We start from the raw sequence: 17,794 nt of genomic DNA on the forward strand, positions 1-17,794 counted from the left end.
ATTTTGTTACCTATCTTTGAAAAAAAAGTTGTGACGCTGAGGAAGCTATTAGAGTCTCAGGACTTTAAACGAATCGGACTAAAAAAACTCCTTTCCGGCCACTACGCCCTTGTCCTGAAATTAAATGGCAAACCGGCCTCTTTCATTCTTGACACCGGGGCATCGGCCAGTTGTATCGGATTCGAACGCATTGATCGATTTGGGTTGATAGCCACCAATACGGACATGAAAGCAACGGGAGCCGGGGCTTCCATGCTGGAAACTCATCTAGCCCACGATGTTAGACTAGAACTAACCAACACATTAGCGACGACCAACGACATGGTCTTATTTGACCTCAGTCACGTGAATGGAGCTCTAAAGGAAGTAGGAGAAAATGAAGTGGATGGCATTCTGGGCGGCGAAATCCTGAAACATTTCCGTTCCGTTATCGATTACGGCCGGAATGCTTTGTACGTCAAAAAATCGAGCTAACTCCCTGATACAAAAGAAATCTTTAAATTTAATACATCCAACTACTGTTCATGCCCAGGAATTTGATCGGTTTACTTATTCTGATTCTACTGCCTTTTGACATCATAGGTCAAGACCTGGAAGACTATCGGAAAATTTATCAGCAAGAGACGGACCCACAGGCGCGTTTAGTGGCCCTGGACTCTATGATCTCAAAATCCAGGAGGATCAACAGGGATAGTTTTGCGGCGTATAGCTTGGAATACATCGATCTGGCCATTTCCTTGGACAGTGTAGAATTGGCCGGTAAAAAGCTAATCAACGCGGCATACACCCTCACCTCCATACAAAACGAACCCAGAAAGGTGGTCACCCTGGTAGACAAGTTACTGGCCAGGAAATACAGGATCGACGACAGCTTTATCTTAGGTGGTTTGTACCTAAAACGAGGAGCAGCCAATTTCCGGCTCGATCTGGAACAATCGGTGAAAGATTATCAGGAAGCCATTGACAATTATGGATCCGGAGATTCACTTTACATAGCCGATGCCTACCTGTTTAGCGGACAAGCCTATTCCAATCTGGGCAAATTTGCCGAGGCTGGAGAAAACTACCGCAAGTCATACGAATACTTCGAATCTTTAGGAGACTACGAGTATATGCTGTATGCCCAACAAGGAATGACCACCATGTTCAGCATGAACGGCTTCCAGGAAAAAGCCATGGAAGAAAGGCAGAAGAACATCGATAAGATCATAGAGCTCGATCTGGATAAAAAGCACTTGGTAGGAGAATATTACAACCAGTCCTTGGATCACGCTAAACTAGGAGATCAGAAGTCTCATTATGAGTATTTGAAACTGGCCGAAGCTGGTCTGGACCAGATGGACGAGCCTTCGGTCCACGCCATCCTGGTCTATGCGAGAATGGTAGACTATTACAGCAAACGTTACCAAACCGACATCGCAGCGGATTATCTGGCCAAAGTCGAAGAAGCCTTCAAAAGGAATAAAGAGGACAACCTGAACAGGACACAATATTTTGGGGCACGGGCCGCTTATCTATTCTCCATGGAGCAGTACGATAAGGCCCTTAAATATGCCTTGCAAAAACTGGAAATAGCCAAAGAGCTTAATTATGGTGAGGATGTGATGGCGGCGCATGAACTGCTGGCAGACATCTATCAAGAGAAAGGGGATTACCAAAAAAGCCTGGAAAGCGTATACGCAGTTAATAAGATCAAGGATTCGGTTTATAATCAGTCTACGGCCAATTCACTTGCCTACTATCAAACCCTCTACGATTCTACCATTAAGGAGAAAGAACTGTTGGAAAAAACGACCAGTATTGAGTTGCTCGAAAAAGACAATCGGTATTTCCGAAACCTGACCGGCATAGTAACCCTTATCTCCATACTCATCATTGCGGTCATCATCTTGGTGAGAAATCAGCTCAGCTTAAAGGTCAAAAGGAGAATGCAGGAACAGTTTAGCCAAGAGCTGCTGCTGTCCCAGGAATCCGAACGAATGAGGATTTCCAAAGATCTCCACGATGGCCTGGGTCAGCAATTACTGGTCATTAAGAATAAACTGATCGGTTCCGGCGATCAGGAAACAGGAAAAATGGTCAATGATTCCATTGAGGAAGTTCGGACCATATCCCGTGATCTCCATCCATTTCAACTCCAGGAAATGGGAATTACCAAAGCAATCAATTATACCGTCAAGCAAGTTGATGAACATACGGCTGTCTTTATTTCTTCCGAGATCGACAATATCGACGAGCTCTTTAACGTGGACCAAGAGGTAAATATTTACCGAATTGTACAGGAGTCCTTGAGCAATATGGTAAAACACGCCAAGGCACAGGCCGGAAAAGTTGAGGTTAGCAAGCGAGCGGAAAATGTCAGGATCTCCATACGGGATAATGGAGTCGGCTTCGATTTTAGCGAAAAGTATAACAATGTGAAGTCTCTAGGTCTGAAGACCCTTATGGAAAGGACCCGATTTGTCAATGGTCAGTTAAAGATTCACTCTAAAAAAGATGAAGGAACTCATCTGGAGTTCCTTATCCCTATTCCATGATCAGTCTGTCCATCATAACTGCAGATGACCACCCTTTGTTACTCAAGGGTCTGAATGACCTTCTGGAAGAGAAAGGGCTCAACCTGGTTGGTAGTGCACAAGATGGACAACAGGCACTCGATCTGATCGAAGAACTCCAACCCGAGATAGCTATCTTGGATATACAAATGCCGAAATTATCCGGGATAGAGATTGCAAAGGCCTGCAAACGCAAACAACTTCCTACCAAGATCATCCTGATCACCTTTCACAAGGAGCGAGAATTGTACGAGGCCGCCCAGGAATTGAACATTTTCGGTTACATCCTTAAAGAATTCGCCCTGGAAGAGATCGAAACCTGTCTCAAGACGGTAGCTAAAGGAGAGCCTTATTTCAGTCCCAAGATAAAAGAACACATTAAAGGAGGAAAGACCGAAGAGGATGACCTGGATACCCTGACCCCATCAGAGAAGAAGATCCTGAGGCTTATCGCTCACGACAAGACCAATAAAGAAATAGCTTCCATGTTATTTATCTCCCACCGAACCGTAGAGAAGCATCGCTCCAACATCATTGCGAAGCTGGACCTGGAGCCCAAAACCAACAGTCTACTGATCTGGGCCAAAGAGAATCAGGATCGCCTCGGATAAATTACGTGTTAACACGTATTTCAAAATTCAGCAGTTTACCGCACCTTTAGGGTATGAAAAAGGCACTGCCGATTCATACTAGCGATTACAAAGCTCAACGCAACAGAAAGATTGGTTTTCTGGTACTTACCATCTCTGTTGTCAGCGTTGTTCTCCTAAACTTTGTCAGCTATTTTGTAATATTTAAGTAAGTTTGAGTTAAGTAAGTTTTCAACTAACTAAGCAAGAAACCCGGTCCTGAGACCGGGTTTTTTCATATCTATGTAAAAGTGACTAAAGCTCGAGGGCCTTCTTTACATCGTTATTCATAAGTAACTCTACCGGATTCTCCAAGGCCTCCTTTACAGCGACCAGGAACCCAACAGATTCTCTTCCATCGATAATGCGGTGATCATAAGAAAGGGCCACATACATGATCGGAGCAATTACGATCTGACCATCCTTAACGATTGGTCTCTCCACGATGTTGTGCATTCCTAATATCCCGGATTGAGGTGGGTTGATAATTGGGGTAGAAAGCATACTTCCAAAGACCCCACCGTTCGAAATGGTAAAGGTACCTCCAGTCATTTCGTCTACGGTGATCTCTCCATCTCTCGCTCTGATGGCCAATCTTTTGACCTCGGCTTCTACACCTCGGAAGGTCAGGTTCTCAGCGTTTCTGATAACAGGCACCATCAGACCCTTGGGTCCGGAAACCGCAATGGAAATATCCTTAAAATCGTAGGTGATCTTGTAATCTCCGTCAATCATGGAATTGACATCCGGATAAAGTTCCAATGCCCTAACTACTGCCAGGGTAAAGAAAGACATAAAGCCCAGTCCCACACCATGCTTTTCCTTGAAGGTCTCTTTGTACTCACTGCGAAGTGCAAATATTGGACTCATGTCAACCTCGTTAAAGGTGGTTAGCATGGCAGTCTCATTCTTGGCAGAAACCAATCGCTCCGCAACTTTACGTCTGAGCATGCTGAGTTTCTTCCGTTCAGATCCGCGATTCCCAGTACCAGGAGTTCCCATGGATGGTGTAGCATCCACGGCATCCTGTTTGGTGATACGGCCATCGCGGCCACTGCCTTTTACCTCAGCGGGGGCAATTCCTTTTTCGTCCAGTATCTTCTTGGCTGCAGGAGAGGGGGTTCCTGTAGCGTAAGATTCCTTTTTCGGTGCCTCTTTAACAGGCTCTTCCTTTTTAGAAGCCGGCTTCTCGGCAGCTGCTTCCGGGGCGCTATCGCCTTCAGGTCGAGCGGCATCAGTGTCTATCAAACAGACCACCTCGCCAACAGCAACGGCATCACCTTCTTCTGCTTTCAAGGTAATGATCCCACTGGCCTCAGCTGGCAATTCGAGAGTGGCTTTATCACTATCGACCTCGGCAATTGCCTGGTCTTTTTCTACGTAGTCTCCATCCTCGACCAACCACTGGGCGATTTCGACCTCAGTGATAGATTCTCCTGGCGAGGGTACTTTCATTTCTAACATAATGTGGTATGTTGAATTAGAATTGTGTCTTTTTATTCTGGATTAAAAACGCTTTCAATTACTTCTTGATGCCTCGATTTTGACCGCACTGAACTTCCTGAGGCGGGCGCCGCATAGAAGCGTCGGCTGCATACACGGAATGAACGGGCCGGTTTAAAATGCATCAACAAATGTCCATAGGCACCCATATTTTGAGGTTCCTCCTGCGCCCATACGACATCTTTCGCTCCTTTGTACTTGGCAATGGTCGCTTCGATCTCAGTCTTTGGTAATGGGAACAGTTGTTCGATACGAACCAGAGCCACATCATCACGCCCTAATTCTTCTTGCTTCTCTAACAGATCGTAGTAGAACTTACCGCTGACAAAGACCAGGGTCTTCACTTTCTTCGCATCTGCAGTCTCATCGTCTATCAAACGGTGGAACGTACCGTTGGCAAACTCTTCTTTTGTGGACAACACCCTAGGATGTCTCAGCAAACTCTTGGGCGTAAATACAATAAGTGGTTTGCGGTAATCTACAACCATTTGACGCCTCAACATATGATACATATTAGCAGGAGTGGTACAATTGGCCACGAACATATTGTCCGTTGCACACAACTGCAGGTATCTTTCCATTCGGGCCGATGAGTGCTCTGCGCCCTGACCTTCGTAGCCGTGCGGCAGTAACATCACCAATCCGTTCTGGGTCTTCCACTTGTCTTCCGCAGCAGAAATATACTGGTCGATCATGATCTGGGCTCCATTGCTGAAATCTCCGAACTGAGCTTCCCAGATGGTGAGTGTCTTAGGGCTAGCCATTGCATAGCCATAATCAAAACCAACTACCCCATACTCTGAAAGTAGGGAGTTGTAGATATAGAAATCACCTGCATCTTCCAACTTGTTCAACAGCAGTATCTCTTCTTCGCTGTCCTCCACCTTGATCACAGCATGCCGGTGAGAAAAGGTACCCCGTTCCACATCTTGCCCGGACATCCTGACATCGTACCCCTGTTTCATTAAGGTCCCGTAGGCCAGCAACTCGGCCATGGCCCAGTCCAGCTGATTGTCTTCAAAGAACATCTTGCGACGTCCATCCACCAATCTTACGATCTTCCTGAGGAACTTCTTGTCTTCCGGTAGTTGGGTAATGGTTGTTGCAACTTCGGTCAGTAGTTCCATGGAAACGGTGGTATCCACGGGTGCGTTCATCTTATCCTCTCGGGCATAGTGAAAACCGTCCCACGCCTCTTGCATGATACCAGTAATGACCGTCTTATCTTCTTTCCTGGAATCTTCCAGGTCAACTTCCAATTTTTTCTTGTACTCCTCTTCTAAGGAACGAACGTAGGCCTGGTCAATGACTCCCTCAGCAATCAGCCGTTCGGCATAGATGTCCCTCGGGTTCTTATGTTTAGCTATCGCCTTATACAGCTTAGGCTGAGTAAAGCGAGGCTCATCACCTTCATTGTGACCATACTTCCGATAACCCAACAGATCGATAAAGACATCTCGTCCAAATTCCATACGGAAGTCTAACGCGAACTGCATGGCGTGCACAACAGCCTCAACATCGTCGGCGTTCACGTGTAATACCGGGCTCAAAGTAACCTTACCTACGTCGGTACAGTAGGTTGAAGAACGGGCATCCAGGTAGTTGGTGGTAAACCCGATCTGGTTGTTCACAACTACATGAATGGTCCCTCCTGTCCGGTATCCATCCAATTGGGCCATTTGGACTACCTCGTAAACCAGTCCCTGACCGGCAATAGCGGCATCCCCGTGCACTACTATGGGCAGTACGGCTTTGATCTCATCCTTGTACAGTCTGTCCTGCTTAGCCCTGGCAATACCCTGAACCACGGAACCAACGGTTTCCAGGTGAGAAGGATTGGGTGCTATATTCAGGTTGATCTCTTTACCACTGGCCGTCTCCCGGCGGGAGGTCCATCCCAAGTGATATTTAACGTCACCATCAAAGATGGCCTGCTCGTAATCCTTGCCATCAAATTCGCTGAAGATATCCTTGGCGTCTTTTCCAAAGATGTTGGTCAAAGTGCTTAATCTCCCGCGGTGAGCCATCCCCATGACAAATTCCTGCACTCCTTTGTTAGCTGCAGATTCTATCAGAATATCCAGGGCTGGGATCAGGCTTTCTCCCCCTTCCAGAGAAAAGCGTTTTTGACCGACGTATTTGGTGTGTAGAAAAGTTTCGAACGAAACAGCTTCGTTCAGTTTCTTTAGCAGGTGCTTCTTTTGCTCAACGGTAAAGTTTGGATGATTTTCATTGATGTTGAGCTTATTCTGTATCCATTGGATCTCTTCCGGTTTCCGAATATACATATACTCGATCCCTATGGATTCACGGTAGATCTTCTGCAAATGATCCAGGATCTGTTGCAAGGTAGCTTCACCCATTCCCAAAACCTCACCTGCTTTGAACGTAGTGGTTAGATCGGCCTGGGTTAACCCGAAATTCTCTATCTCCAAGCTTGGGGAATACTTTCTTCTTTCCCGTACCGGATTCGTCCTGGTGAATAAATGTCCTCTGCTTCTGTAACCATCGATCAATTTGATCACCTGGAACTCTTTGAGAACTTGTTCTGGCACATGTTCTGCCTCTATCCCCAGTTCTTCCAAGGAACCGTGCTCCAGGGCAAAGTCAAAGCCCTGAAAAAAAGATCGCCAGCTAGGTTCCACACTATCCGGGAACTGTAGGTATTTATCGTAAAGTTCAGCGATGAAAGATGGATGAACTGCGTTGAGAAATGAGAATCTATCCATAACCGAAGAATTCGGCGTTAAATTGAATTAAAACGGTACAAAAATACAATAAATCCCCTTATGCACTTGCTGCTTTTCATATATTTATGGATAGCCTAAAGCCCATAAACCATGAAGCTAAGCCGATCTCATTCCTCGAGTATTTTTGGGTTTATCCTGTTGCTTTTTATTTTCATCGATCCGGTCAGTGCTCAAGATCAACAACAGGTCGATGCCGGAGTACCTCCTCCCTCGTTTTAGTCTCAGTTGCGTTATGGAGGCGGAATAGGGCTCAGCTTTGGAAGCGGATTTTTCAGTGGCACCTTGGCACCCAGTGCCATTTATCCTTTTAACGAAAAGGTAGCCTTGGGGATGGGTCTGAATTTTACCTACAACAGCTTTGACAACGAGTACAATTCGACCATAGTGGGTGTTAGCGTGATATCCCTTTTCAATCCAATTAGAGATCTTCAACTCTCTGCGGAATTCGAACAATTGTATGTCAATCGTACCTACGAGGATTTCCTGGCCATAGAAGATGAAAGTTATTGGTATCCGGGACTATTCCTTGGCCTCGGTTATGGAAATCGGAATGTTTCTGTGGGAATACGTTTTGATGTCCTCTACGACAGTTCTCGCAGTATCTACAATAATCCCTGGGTTCCCTTTGTTCGGGTATACTTCTAGGTGGAACGATTCATCAACCAAAGGCCAAAGTCCCTAAACTGTTGCTTAGCCTGGTCGGAAAGATCGATATTATCTAGTTCTTCGTTGGCCTTTATCGTGAAGTATTCGACGGCCTTTTGAATAGCTTTATCGGCTCCGCTTTGTACAAAGAGATCCATCACGGTATCTACTTTTTCCGAAGGGTCCGCCGGCTGAACACTGTACAATTGCCGTAGAGATTCTCCGTCTGCCGGTGCTGACAATTCCAAGGCCTTTAAATAGAGATAGGTCTTTTTATTACTGATGATATCGCCTCCAACTTGCTTCCCAAATTTCTCCGGGTCCCCAAAAGCGTCCAGGTAGTCGTCCTGCAATTGGAAAGCCAGTCCAAGTAGGCGTCCGAAATGATAGATGGAGTTGGCGCTCTCTTCTGTTGCACCGGCAACTAATGCCCCCATTTTGAGCGAAGCTCCAACCAGAACGGCCGTTTTGAATTCGATCATTCGCAAATATTCCGGAATGCTGACATCATCCCTGGTCTCAAAATCCATATCGTATTGCTGCCCTTCACAAACCTCGATGGCCGTTTGTGAAAAAAGAACGGCCAAGTCCCTGAAAAGGGCTGGCTCATACTGCTCAAAGAGCTGATAGGCGAGGATCAGCATAGCGTCTCCAGAAAGGATGCCTGTGTTCAAATCCCACTTCTGATGGACCGTTTCCTTTCCCCGTCTCAGTGGTGCTTCATCCATGATATCGTCATGGATTAGCGAAAAATTGTGAAACAGCTCGACAGCCAATGCAGCCGGAATTGCTTTTTGAGATTTCGACCCAAAAATCTCTGCCGCCATCAGGGTGAGTGTTGGCCTTAGCCGCTTACCACCAAGGGACAGAATGTAGCGAATGGGATCGTATAGTTGTTGAGGCTCTTCCTTTTCAACCTGCTTATCCAGGTAGGTCTCCAACTGAGTTCTGTAGGTGTTGAGTGATTCCATAAATCTCGCGCTAAAATAATACATGCGGCCAGATCAGCTGAGATTGGTCAATGTTAAATTATTGTAAAAACGCCGGAAACTTTATTTGTTTCTAAAGTTTCCAAACTAGATTTGCCCCCATGAAAGATCAAATCCTTCAGACTGCAGCTCAGCTATTTATGACCCATGGCTTTAAGAGCATTACCATGGACGATATAGCTCAGGACATGGCTATTTCCAAGAAAACCATCTACAGTCACTTCAATAATAAAGAAGCTATAGTCGCTGTGGTCGTGGACGATCTTTTCGAATCTGTGTGCCATGGTATCGACTGTATTGGCGAACTGAACCACAATCCGATCGAAGAAATCTACGAGATCAAAAAATTGGTCATCAAACACGTCGGAAACGAGAGAGACTCCCCCTGGTATCAACTCCGGAAGTACTATCCACATATTCATGAGTCCATCAAAAAGAGGCAATTCAATTATATGCAGAAGTGCGTGGTGGAAAACCTCAACCGTGGGCTGGAACAAGGCCTATTTAGGGAGAACATAGATGTTCAGTTTGTATCCAGAATTTACTTTGTTGGGGTAACCGGCATTAAGGATGACCAGTTGTTCCCTCCCGAGTCCTTCGACGGGGAGACCTTGTACAGCACCTTTCTGGAATATCACCTCAGAGGGATCGTGACACCAAAAGGAAGAAAAATACTCAATCAGATCATACACTCTAACCTGGAATAATCAATTAATCATGTTCAAAAAAATTGTCCTATCAATTTTGCTATTCAGTGGTACTCCGCTGCTGGCCCAGGAACAGACATACAGTTTTACCCTGGAAGAAGCCATCGAATTCGCTATAGATAGCAGTTACACTACCATCAATGCCCGTCGGGACATTGCTATCGCGATCAAGCAGAAATGGGAAGCCATATCAAGTGGTTTACCACAGATCAATGCCGATGTGAGCTATCAAAACCTGTTAAAGCAACCAGTGACCCTGATCCCCGGTGAGATCACCGGAGGGGAGCCCGGCACCTTTGTCCCAGTCGTTTTTGGGACCGAGCAAAACGCTAACCTCGTAGCTACCCTGGATCAGTTGATCTTCGACGGGAGTTATCTAGTCGGGCTGCAGGCAGCCGACGCCTTTCTCGACTTTTCTGAAAATGCAGGAGAAAAGGCCGGTTTGGAAGTCCGTCGCGGGGTGATCAATGCCTATGGCAGTGTGTTATTAGCGGAAGAGATCATTGACATTTTTACCAGAAACAAAGTAAACCTGGAAAAGAACTTGTTCGAAACTCAAAAGACCTTCGAAAACGGATTAGCCGAAGAGGAGGATGTGGAGCAATTAGAGATCACCTTACTGGATATAACCACTCAGCTCAATAATTCTAAGCGAAGTTATATCCTGGCCAAGGAACTCTTCAATGTCGCCTTGGGAATCGATGTCGCCGCCACTGTGGTCCTGGAAGACACCTTGGACGATCTGACCCAAGAAAATATCAACTTGGAGTTCATGGAGACCAATTTCAATATTGAAGAAAACATCGACTATAAGATCGCTTACAATCTTACCCAACAGAGAGACTTAGAGCTCAAACTGGAAAACTCCTTTTACCTGCCAAGACTAACTGCGTTCATCAATTACGGAACTTCTTCCTTTAGTAATGACTTCGATTTTTTCAGATCCAGTCAACCTTGGTTTCAGTCCTCCACCCTGGGTGTTCGAATGAGTGTCCCCATATTCAGCAGTGGAATGCGAAAATCCAGATCGCAACAGGCCCGAATAGAAGTGGATAAGGCAGCGACTAATCTACAAGAAACGATTCAAAATGTGCAAGTGGAGGTTAATACGGCCCGAAACAATTATTTACTTGCCATTGAGACCTATAAGAACAACAAACGTAACCTGGACCTGGCGGAACGTGTAGAAAACAAGAATGAGATCAAGTATTCTGAGGGTATCGCCACTAGTTTCGAACTCAGACAGGCCCAATTGCAACTGTATACGGCTCAGCAGGATTATTTCTTCTCCATGCTGGAAGTGGTCAATGCCAAAGCCGATCTGGAAACTGTACTCAATACACCTCAACTCGACATAAACAATTAATCCGATAACACCTATCAACATGAAAAATATAATCGCCTTAATCGCTGTTATCCTGACCCTAGTCGCCTGTGGAGGTGGAGGGCAGCAGAGTGTGGACGACCTGATCGCCGATGGCAACCTGGAACAGATCCGAGCCAAACGTTCGGAGGTCAAAGCACAGCAAGATGAGCTTCAGGCCCAACTCAACATGATCGATGAAGCGATCAGGGAACTGGACAAAAGTGAAAACCTTGCTCTGGTGACCACAGCAACCATCAACGACACCTTGTTCAGACACTTTATCGAGGTTCAAGGGAATGTAACCACCAAGCAAAATGTGATCATTTATCCGGAATATCAAGGGACACTGATCCGCGTCTTGGTCAAAGAAGGAGATGCCGTAAGAAAAGGACAACTCCTGGCCCAGATCGATGACGGTGGTCTAGGCAGTCAACTTGGACAGCTACAGGTACAGGAAGAACTGGCCAGAACCACCTATGAGCGTCAAAAACGACTTTGGGATCAACAGATCGGTTCAGAGATCCAATACCTCCAAGCCAAGACCAACTATGAAGCCGCTAAAAACGCAGTAGACCAATTAGAGAGTCAGTTGGGCAAAACGCAGATCACTGCCCCTTTCAGTGGTACTATCGACGATGTGATTACCGATCAGGGAACTGTTGTTTCACCTGGCCAGGCCTTGTTCCGCATAGTCAACCTGGACGACATGTACATCGAGGCAGAAGTACCGGAACGCTACCTGAAAACGGTAACTCCGGGTAAAGATGTGGCCATCAACCTACCTATTTTGGGAGAGACCATTTCTTCCCAAGTAAGACAAACCGGGAACTACATCAAACCTAGTAATAGGTCATTTAGTATAGAAGTGGACGTGCCTAACAATACTGGTAACATCAAACCCAACCTGACGGCCCGTTTACGGATCAATGATTACACCAATCCCAAGGCCTTACTTATCCCTCTAAGCGTTATCTCAGAAAATGCACTTGGAGAGCAATATGTATACGTGGTTATGAATGATACCACCAATAATGGAGCCGGTGTCATGGCCAAGAGAAAGATCATTACCACAGGGCTTACCCAAGGGGATTATACCGAGGTGACCTCCGGAATTTCGACTGGGGAGTCCATTATTGTGGAAGGTGCCCGTACGGTGAAGGACGGACAAAATGTTCAAATACTAAACCAGTAAGTCATGAGCGCCAAAAGCAAAAAAGTCAACAAAGAATTTCGCCTGTCTAGCTGGGCGATCGACAATCCTACCATCATCTATGTGATGATCGCCATGTTCCTGATCCTTGGAGGATCGGCTTACTTCAGTATGCCCCGAGAAAACTTCCCCGAGATCAATGAGACCAAGATCTACATCTCCATCCCTTACCCTGGAAATACGGCAGAGGATATTGAGCGACTGATCGTGGACCCTTTGGAGGAAGAGTTGCGAAACATCTCCAATGTAGTGGAGATCCTGAGTACCTCCCAAGAGGATTATGGGATCATTACCGTAGAATTTGATGAAGACATCGCGGTAGAACAGGCCAAACAAAAGGTCAAGGACGAGGTAGACAGCAAGAAGGCCAACGAAGACTGGCCCACCTTTAACAACGCTAAGGTCGAGCCCAATGTCTTTGACTTGAGTTTGAGCGAGGAAATGCCCATACTGAACTTGAATATATCGGGGGACTATCCGGTAGAAAGACTCAAGGAATTTGCAGAGTACCTACAGGATGAGATCGAAGAATTACCGGAGATCAAAGCCGCCGATATTCGCGGAGCCCAGGATAAGGAAGTAGAAGTTGCCGTCGATGTCTATCGCATGATGGCTGCACAGGTCAGTTTTGACGATGTGATCAATGCCATTCGGAATGAGAATATGACTATGTCTGCCGGAAACCTGATCACCAGTGGTCAGAGACGGACGATCCGTATACTGGGTGAAGTAGAGGACCCCGGACAACTGGAGAACTTTGTGGTCAAATCGGAGAACGGAGCCATCTACCTACGGGATATCGCGACAGTTAGTTTTGGAGAAAAGGACAAGACTACCTTTGCCCGAGACCTAACGGCCAGTGCCGAGCGCGAAGAAGCCGTACCGTCCAACGAGCAAGTTGGTCGCAGCGTGGTCATGCTGGATGTAAAGAAACGTTCCGGAGAGAATATGATCGAGGCTGTAGAGAAGATAAACGTCATTGTAGACGAGGTCGTGGCCAATATTTTTCCTGCAGACCTGACGGTGACCAAGGCCAACGACCAATCTGCCAAAACGAATAACCAGGTCAATGACCTGGTGAACAACATCATCTTCGGGATCATCCTGGTGGTTGGCGTATTGATGTTCTTCCTTGGGTTTAGGAACGCCCTCTTTGTTGGGTTTGCCATCCCCATGTCCATGTTCATGTCCTTCATGATACTATCGGCCCTGGGCTATACCATGAATACTATGATACTATTTGCGCTCATCATGGGACTCGGGATGCTGGTGGATAACGGAATCGTAGTGGTCGAGAATGTCTATCGATTGATGGACGAAGAAGGTATGTCCCGTGTAGAAGCAGCCAAAAAAGGGATTGGAGAGATTGCTTTCCCCATTATTATTTCTACAGCAACAACGGTCGCGGCCTTTGTCCCGCTGGGAACCTGGCCAGGGGTAATGGGCGAATTCATGATCTATTTCCCGATCACCTTATCGGTTGTATTGGGATCGTCCTTATTCGTAGCCATATTCATCAACTCTATGTTGGTATCCCGTTTTATGGAAGTGGGAGAAAAAGTCCTATCCAGGAAACAACTCATTCGACTTTCTGCCATTATGGTTCCGTTGGGATTATTCATCTATATCACAGGTGGAGCGGTCCGTGGTCTGGGAACCCTGATGATCGTAGTCACTCTTATGTTCTGGATCTATCGCTATTTCTTAAAACGTGCGGCTACTTACTTTCAACGGAATATCCTTTCTCGCCTGGAAAGCAGTTATCAACGCTTCCTGGCCTGGGCCTTGAACGGATGGCGCCCAACCGGCTTCGTGATCGGGATATTTGGGCTGCTGTTCCTCGTATTTATGGGCTTCGGTGCTTCTGTTGGTTCTCAAAGGACAGCAGTAGAATTCTTCCCGGACAATACGCCCAACCAGATCATCGTCTATATCGAATACCCGGAAGGAACAGACATCGATAAGACCAACGAGATCACCAAGGCCATTGAGCGCCGTGTGAACGCCGTTGTGAACAACGAGGAGTATATGGAAGGTAGTGCTTATAATTTCCTGGTGGAGTCTGCGGTATCACAGGTTGGAGAAGGTGCAGGTAATCCAAATACAGACGGAGGAAGTAGTGCCGAAATGCCCCACCGTGGTAAGATCACCGCCACCATGCGGGAATACAAATACCGCGAAGGAAAGGACACTGAGATCCTGCGCGCTAAGGTGCAAGAGGCACTTAAGGGTATTTACCCTGGGGTCGCGATTTCCGTAGAAAAAGATGCTGTTGGACCACCGGCTGGTTATCCGATCAACATCGAATTGCGCGGAAACAACTACGACGAACTGATCGCTACTGCCGAAGGTATGCGGAATTTCATCAACGATCGCAATATTGCGGGAATTGACGAATTGAAGATAGACGTAAACAAAGGCAAACCATCCATGCAAGTGGTTGTGGATCGGGAGAAGTCTGGGGAATTAGGAGTTCCGGCCGGACGGGTTGGAAACCAACTTCGACGTTCCCTTTTTGGTGAAAAAGCCGGGGTTTACAAGGAAGATGGGGAAGACTACGACATCTATGTGCGCTTTGATAAGAACGAACGCTACAGCACTTCTGCCCTATTTGACCAGAATATTACCTTCCGTGATCAGTCCAGTGGGCAGATCAAGGAAGTGCCGATCTCGGCTGTGGCCTCCCAGCGGAATACTTCATCCTTTAGTGCCATCAAGCACCGGGATACCCGCAGGGTGGTTACTGTTTACTCTGGGCTGGCTCCTGGCTTCACAGATGCTGCTGCCGTGGTAAGCAATATCCAATCCGAGATGGAATCATTTAATAACTTGCCCGCTACTGTGGATATCGATTACACTGGACAGATCGAAGAACAAAACAAGCAGATGGCCTTTTTGATGGGTGCTTTCTTTGCAGGACTCGGTTTGATCATGCTGTTGCTGATCTTCCAATTTAGCTCGATCTCCAAGCCAACCATCATCATGATAGCCATCTTCCTGAGCTTTATCGGAGTATTTGGAGGTATCCTGGCTACCGGAGCTTCCTTCGTGATCATGATGACCATGATGGGAATTATCTCCCTGGCAGGGATTGTAGTGAATAACGGGGTGGTTCTCTTGGATTACACCCAACTGCTGATAGACAGGAAGATCGTCGAATTGGATTTACCAGATAATGCTTTGCTGGAAAAGGATGTGGTCAAAAAGATCATCGTTCAAGGTGGACGCGCCCGTTTGCGGCCCGTTATTCTAACCGCCATTACCACAGTATTGGGTCTTATCCCATTGGCCATTGGGGTGAATATCGATTTCTTCTCCATGTTCTCGGAATTCGATGCCAACTTCTACCTGGGTGGAGACAATGTGATTTTCTGGGGGCCATTGGCCTGGGCCGTGATCTACGGATTGATCATTGCGACCTTCTTGACCTTGATCATCGTGCCATTATTGTTTTACATAATCTATAAGGTAAAGATCCGTCTGAGGAATTGGCGGACTAAGGACGAACAAACGTCCGAAGAACTGAAGGCTGCCGCCTAAAGTTAAAACCCTCCCCAGTGGAGGGTTTTTTTATGGGGGCAATAGGCTGAAGGAGTTGGAAAAACAGGAGTTGATGTCTTGTTTCTTTGTACCTTTGCGCCCGCTATCCCTTAGCATCATAGCAGGGAGCATTTAAGCACATCAGGCATGTACAGGACACACACCAATGACCAATTGAGAGCCAGCGATACCGGCAAGGAAGTAACCTTGTCCGGTTGGGTTCAAAAAACGAGAAACAAAGGATTTATGATCTGGGTCGACCTGCGGGATCGATACGGGATCACTCAATTGATCTTTGACGAGGAAAGAACGGATGCCGATGTAATGAAAATGGCGGCCGAACTCGGACGCGAGTTCGTGGTGCAAGCTACAGGAAAAGTAATCGAACGAGAGTCCAAGAATCCCAATATCCCTACCGGTGATATCGAGATTCTGGTACAGGAATTCAAGATACTGAATGAGTCCCTAACTCCTCCATTCACCATAGAGGACGACACGGATGGTGGTGATGATCTACGCATGAAATACCGCTACCTGGACATTCGCCGTAAGCCTGTGCGAGAGAACCTGATCTTCAGACACAAGGTGACCATGGCCGTCCGGAATTATCTGTCCGCACAGGATTTCGTAGAGGTGGAAACCCCTTACCTGATCAAATCGACCCCGGAAGGCGCCCGGGACTTTGTAGTGCCATCCAGAATGAATGAAGGTCAATTTTACGCTTTGCCCCAGTCCCCACAAACCTTCAAGCAACTACTGATGGTCGGGGGAATGGATCGCTACTTCCAGATCGTGAAGTGCTTTCGTGACGAAGATCTCAGGGCAGATCGTCAACCGGAATTTACCCAGATAGACTGCGAGATGGCCTTTGTAGAGCAAGAAGATATTCTCCAAACCTTTGAGGGGTTAACCCGTCATCTCCTGAAGGAGATCAACGGAGTGGAAATAGGCGATTTCCCCCGCATGACCTTCGATGAGGCCATGAAGCGATATGGAAATGACAAGCCGGATATCCGTTTTGGGATGGAATTTGGCGAATTGAATGAGGTTAGTCAGCACAAGGAATTCAATGTTTTCAATCAAGCCGAACTGGTAGTTGGAATTGCCGTACCTGGAGGAAATGAAATGTCCCGCAAGCAGATCGACGGGTTGATAAACTGGGTGAAGCGACCACAGATCGGAGCCCTGGGCATGGTCTATGTGCGCTGCAACGAGGACGGTAGTTTCAAATCTTCCGTTGATAAATTCTACGATCAGGACGACTTGAAGAATTGGGCTGATGTAACCGGAGCTGAGGCAGGAGACCTGATCTGTGTATTGAGTGGTGACGCCAATAAGGTGAGAGCACAACTCAGTGCGCTGAGGATGGAGATGGGAGAGCGCCTTGGACTTCGTAAGGCGGACGAGTTTGCTCCATTATGGGTAATTGACTTCCCCCTACTGGAGTGGGATGAAGAGACAGAGCGTTTTCACGCTATGCACCACCCTTTCACTTCTCCTAAACCAGGACAATTGGACATGCTGGACACCGATCCGGCTGCAGTAAGAGCCAATGCCTATGACTTGGTACTGAACGGAAATGAAATCGGTGGAGGTTCCATTCGAATTCACGATAAAGAAGTTCAGTCCCTGATGTTTGATCACCTGGGATTCACCCCAGAAGAGGCTAAGGCCCAGTTCGGTTTCCTAATGGATGCTTTCCAATACGGGGCACCACCTCATGGAGGGATCGCTTTTGGACTAGACAGGCTTGTATCCATACTGGGAGGTCAGGAGACCATTCGTGATTTTATCGCCTTCCCAAAAAACAATTCTGGAAGGGATGTGATGATAGACGCTCCGGCCAATATCGATGATGAACAATTGAAGGAGTTGCATATCAGACTGGATCTGTAGGCTA

At 46.8% G+C, this 17,794-nt stretch carries 13 protein-coding genes; 10 read left to right on the forward strand and 3 right to left on the reverse strand.

From position 1 onward, the window contains the following. Positions 1-3: 3 nt before the first annotated feature. From BST85_RS10175 to BST85_RS10185, 3 genes are read left to right on the forward strand one after another with little or no spacing between them, the layout of a single operon-like run. Positions 4-474 (forward strand): retropepsin-like aspartic protease, encoded by a 471-nt coding sequence (locus BST85_RS10175; protein WP_245917678.1) that lies wholly within the window; start codon positions 4-6, stop codon positions 472-474. Positions 475-524: 50 nt separating this feature from the next. Beyond that, positions 525-2,537 carry an ATP-binding protein gene (locus BST85_RS10180; RefSeq protein WP_104813139.1) on the forward strand — a complete coding sequence of 671 codons (2,013 nt, stop codon included), beginning with the start codon at positions 525-527 and terminating at the stop codon, positions 2,535-2,537. Beyond that, positions 2,534-3,166: a response regulator gene (locus BST85_RS10185; protein ID WP_104813140.1), complete on the forward strand. Its 633-nt coding sequence runs from the start codon at positions 2,534-2,536 to the stop codon at positions 3,164-3,166. Before BST85_RS10180 ends, BST85_RS10185 begins: the two co-directional genes overlap by 4 nt. Positions 3,167-3,439: 273 nt before the next feature. Here BST85_RS10185 and odhB read toward each other — a convergent pair whose 3' ends face one another. Both odhB and BST85_RS10195 read right to left on the reverse strand, forming a co-directional pair. Then, on the reverse strand, positions 3,440-4,651 hold the full coding sequence (odhB, locus tag BST85_RS10190; protein WP_104813141.1) for a 2-oxoglutarate dehydrogenase complex dihydrolipoyllysine-residue succinyltransferase: 1,212 nt from the start codon (positions 4,649-4,651) through the stop codon (positions 3,440-3,442). 29 nt (positions 4,652-4,680) lie between these two features. Next, the gene (locus BST85_RS10195) at positions 4,681-7,416 is read right to left on the reverse strand and encodes a 2-oxoglutarate dehydrogenase E1 component (RefSeq protein ID WP_104813142.1); all 2,736 of its coding nucleotides are present in this window, start codon (positions 7,414-7,416) and stop codon (positions 4,681-4,683) included. A gap of 111 nt (positions 7,417-7,527) precedes the next feature. Here BST85_RS10195 and BST85_RS14600 point away from each other — a divergent pair, with 111 nt between their 5' ends. Both BST85_RS14600 and BST85_RS10200 read left to right on the forward strand, forming a co-directional pair. Then, positions 7,528-7,656: a hypothetical protein gene (locus tag BST85_RS14600; RefSeq protein ID WP_281259709.1), complete on the forward strand. Its 129-nt coding sequence runs from the start codon at positions 7,528-7,530 to the stop codon at positions 7,654-7,656. 6 nt (positions 7,657-7,662) lie between these two features. Further along, positions 7,663-8,082: an alpha-ketoglutarate decarboxylase gene (locus tag BST85_RS10200; protein ID WP_104813143.1), complete on the forward strand. Its 420-nt coding sequence runs from the start codon at positions 7,663-7,665 to the stop codon at positions 8,080-8,082. On the opposite strand, the gene BST85_RS10205 is transcribed toward BST85_RS10200, so the two are convergent. Further along, positions 8,079-9,053, reverse strand: coding sequence for a polyprenyl synthetase family protein (locus BST85_RS10205; RefSeq protein WP_104813144.1), 975 nt, complete (start codon positions 9,051-9,053; stop codon positions 8,079-8,081). The two genes, BST85_RS10200 and BST85_RS10205, sit on opposite strands and share 4 nt — an antisense overlap. 119 nt (positions 9,054-9,172) lie before the next feature. Between BST85_RS10205 and BST85_RS10210 the strand changes: the two genes are divergently transcribed. The 5 genes from BST85_RS10210 to aspS all read left to right on the forward strand — a co-directional run bounded on the left by BST85_RS10210 (position 9,173) and on the right by aspS (position 17,790). Then, positions 9,173-9,778 (forward strand): TetR/AcrR family transcriptional regulator, encoded by a 606-nt coding sequence (locus tag BST85_RS10210; protein WP_104813145.1) that lies wholly within the window; start codon positions 9,173-9,175, stop codon positions 9,776-9,778. A 10-nt stretch (positions 9,779-9,788) separates the two neighbouring features. Then, a complete protein-coding gene (locus BST85_RS10215; RefSeq protein WP_104813146.1) occupies positions 9,789-11,144 on the forward strand; it encodes a TolC family protein in 1,356 nt (451 codons plus the stop codon). Between the two features lie 19 nt (positions 11,145-11,163). Further along, positions 11,164-12,336 (forward strand): efflux RND transporter periplasmic adaptor subunit, encoded by a 1,173-nt coding sequence (locus tag BST85_RS10220; protein WP_104813147.1) that lies wholly within the window; start codon positions 11,164-11,166, stop codon positions 12,334-12,336. Between the two features lie 3 nt (positions 12,337-12,339). Beyond that, on the forward strand, positions 12,340-15,894 hold the full coding sequence (locus BST85_RS10225) for an efflux RND transporter permease subunit (protein ID WP_104813148.1): 3,555 nt from the start codon (positions 12,340-12,342) through the stop codon (positions 15,892-15,894). Positions 15,895-16,041: 147 nt separating this feature from the next. Continuing rightward, the gene (gene aspS, locus BST85_RS10230) at positions 16,042-17,790 is read left to right on the forward strand and encodes an aspartate--tRNA ligase (protein WP_104813149.1); all 1,749 of its coding nucleotides are present in this window, start codon (positions 16,042-16,044) and stop codon (positions 17,788-17,790) included. Positions 17,791-17,794: the final 4 nt, after the last annotated feature.

Origin of the sequence: Aureitalea marina, from assembly GCF_002943755.1 — a bacterium.
Taxonomy (GTDB): domain Bacteria; phylum Bacteroidota; class Bacteroidia; order Flavobacteriales; family Flavobacteriaceae; genus Aureitalea; species Aureitalea marina.

Bases quoted from the DNA above. Each gene is read 5' to 3' on its own strand.
- BST85_RS10185 (WP_104813140.1), top strand. From the start codon at position 2,534: ATGATCAGTCTGTCCATCATAACTGCAGATGACCACCCTTTGTTACTC.
- BST85_RS10195 (WP_104813142.1), bottom strand. From the start codon at position 7,416: ATGGATAGATTCTCATTTCTCAACGCAGTTCATCCATCTTTCATCGCT.
- BST85_RS10210 (WP_104813145.1), top strand. From the start codon at position 9,173: ATGAAAGATCAAATCCTTCAGACTGCAGCTCAGCTATTTATGACCCAT.
- BST85_RS10205 (WP_104813144.1), bottom strand. From the start codon at position 9,053: ATGGAATCACTCAACACCTACAGAACTCAGTTGGAGACCTACCTGGAT.
- BST85_RS10225 (WP_104813148.1), top strand. From the start codon at position 12,340: ATGAGCGCCAAAAGCAAAAAAGTCAACAAAGAATTTCGCCTGTCTAGC.
- BST85_RS14600 (WP_281259709.1), top strand. From the start codon at position 7,528: ATGAAGCTAAGCCGATCTCATTCCTCGAGTATTTTTGGGTTTATCCTG.
- BST85_RS10215 (WP_104813146.1), top strand. From the start codon at position 9,789: ATGTTCAAAAAAATTGTCCTATCAATTTTGCTATTCAGTGGTACTCCG.
- aspS (WP_104813149.1), top strand. From the start codon at position 16,042: ATGTACAGGACACACACCAATGACCAATTGAGAGCCAGCGATACCGGC.
- BST85_RS10180 (WP_104813139.1), top strand. From the start codon at position 525: ATGCCCAGGAATTTGATCGGTTTACTTATTCTGATTCTACTGCCTTTT.
- BST85_RS10220 (WP_104813147.1), top strand. From the start codon at position 11,164: ATGAAAAATATAATCGCCTTAATCGCTGTTATCCTGACCCTAGTCGCC.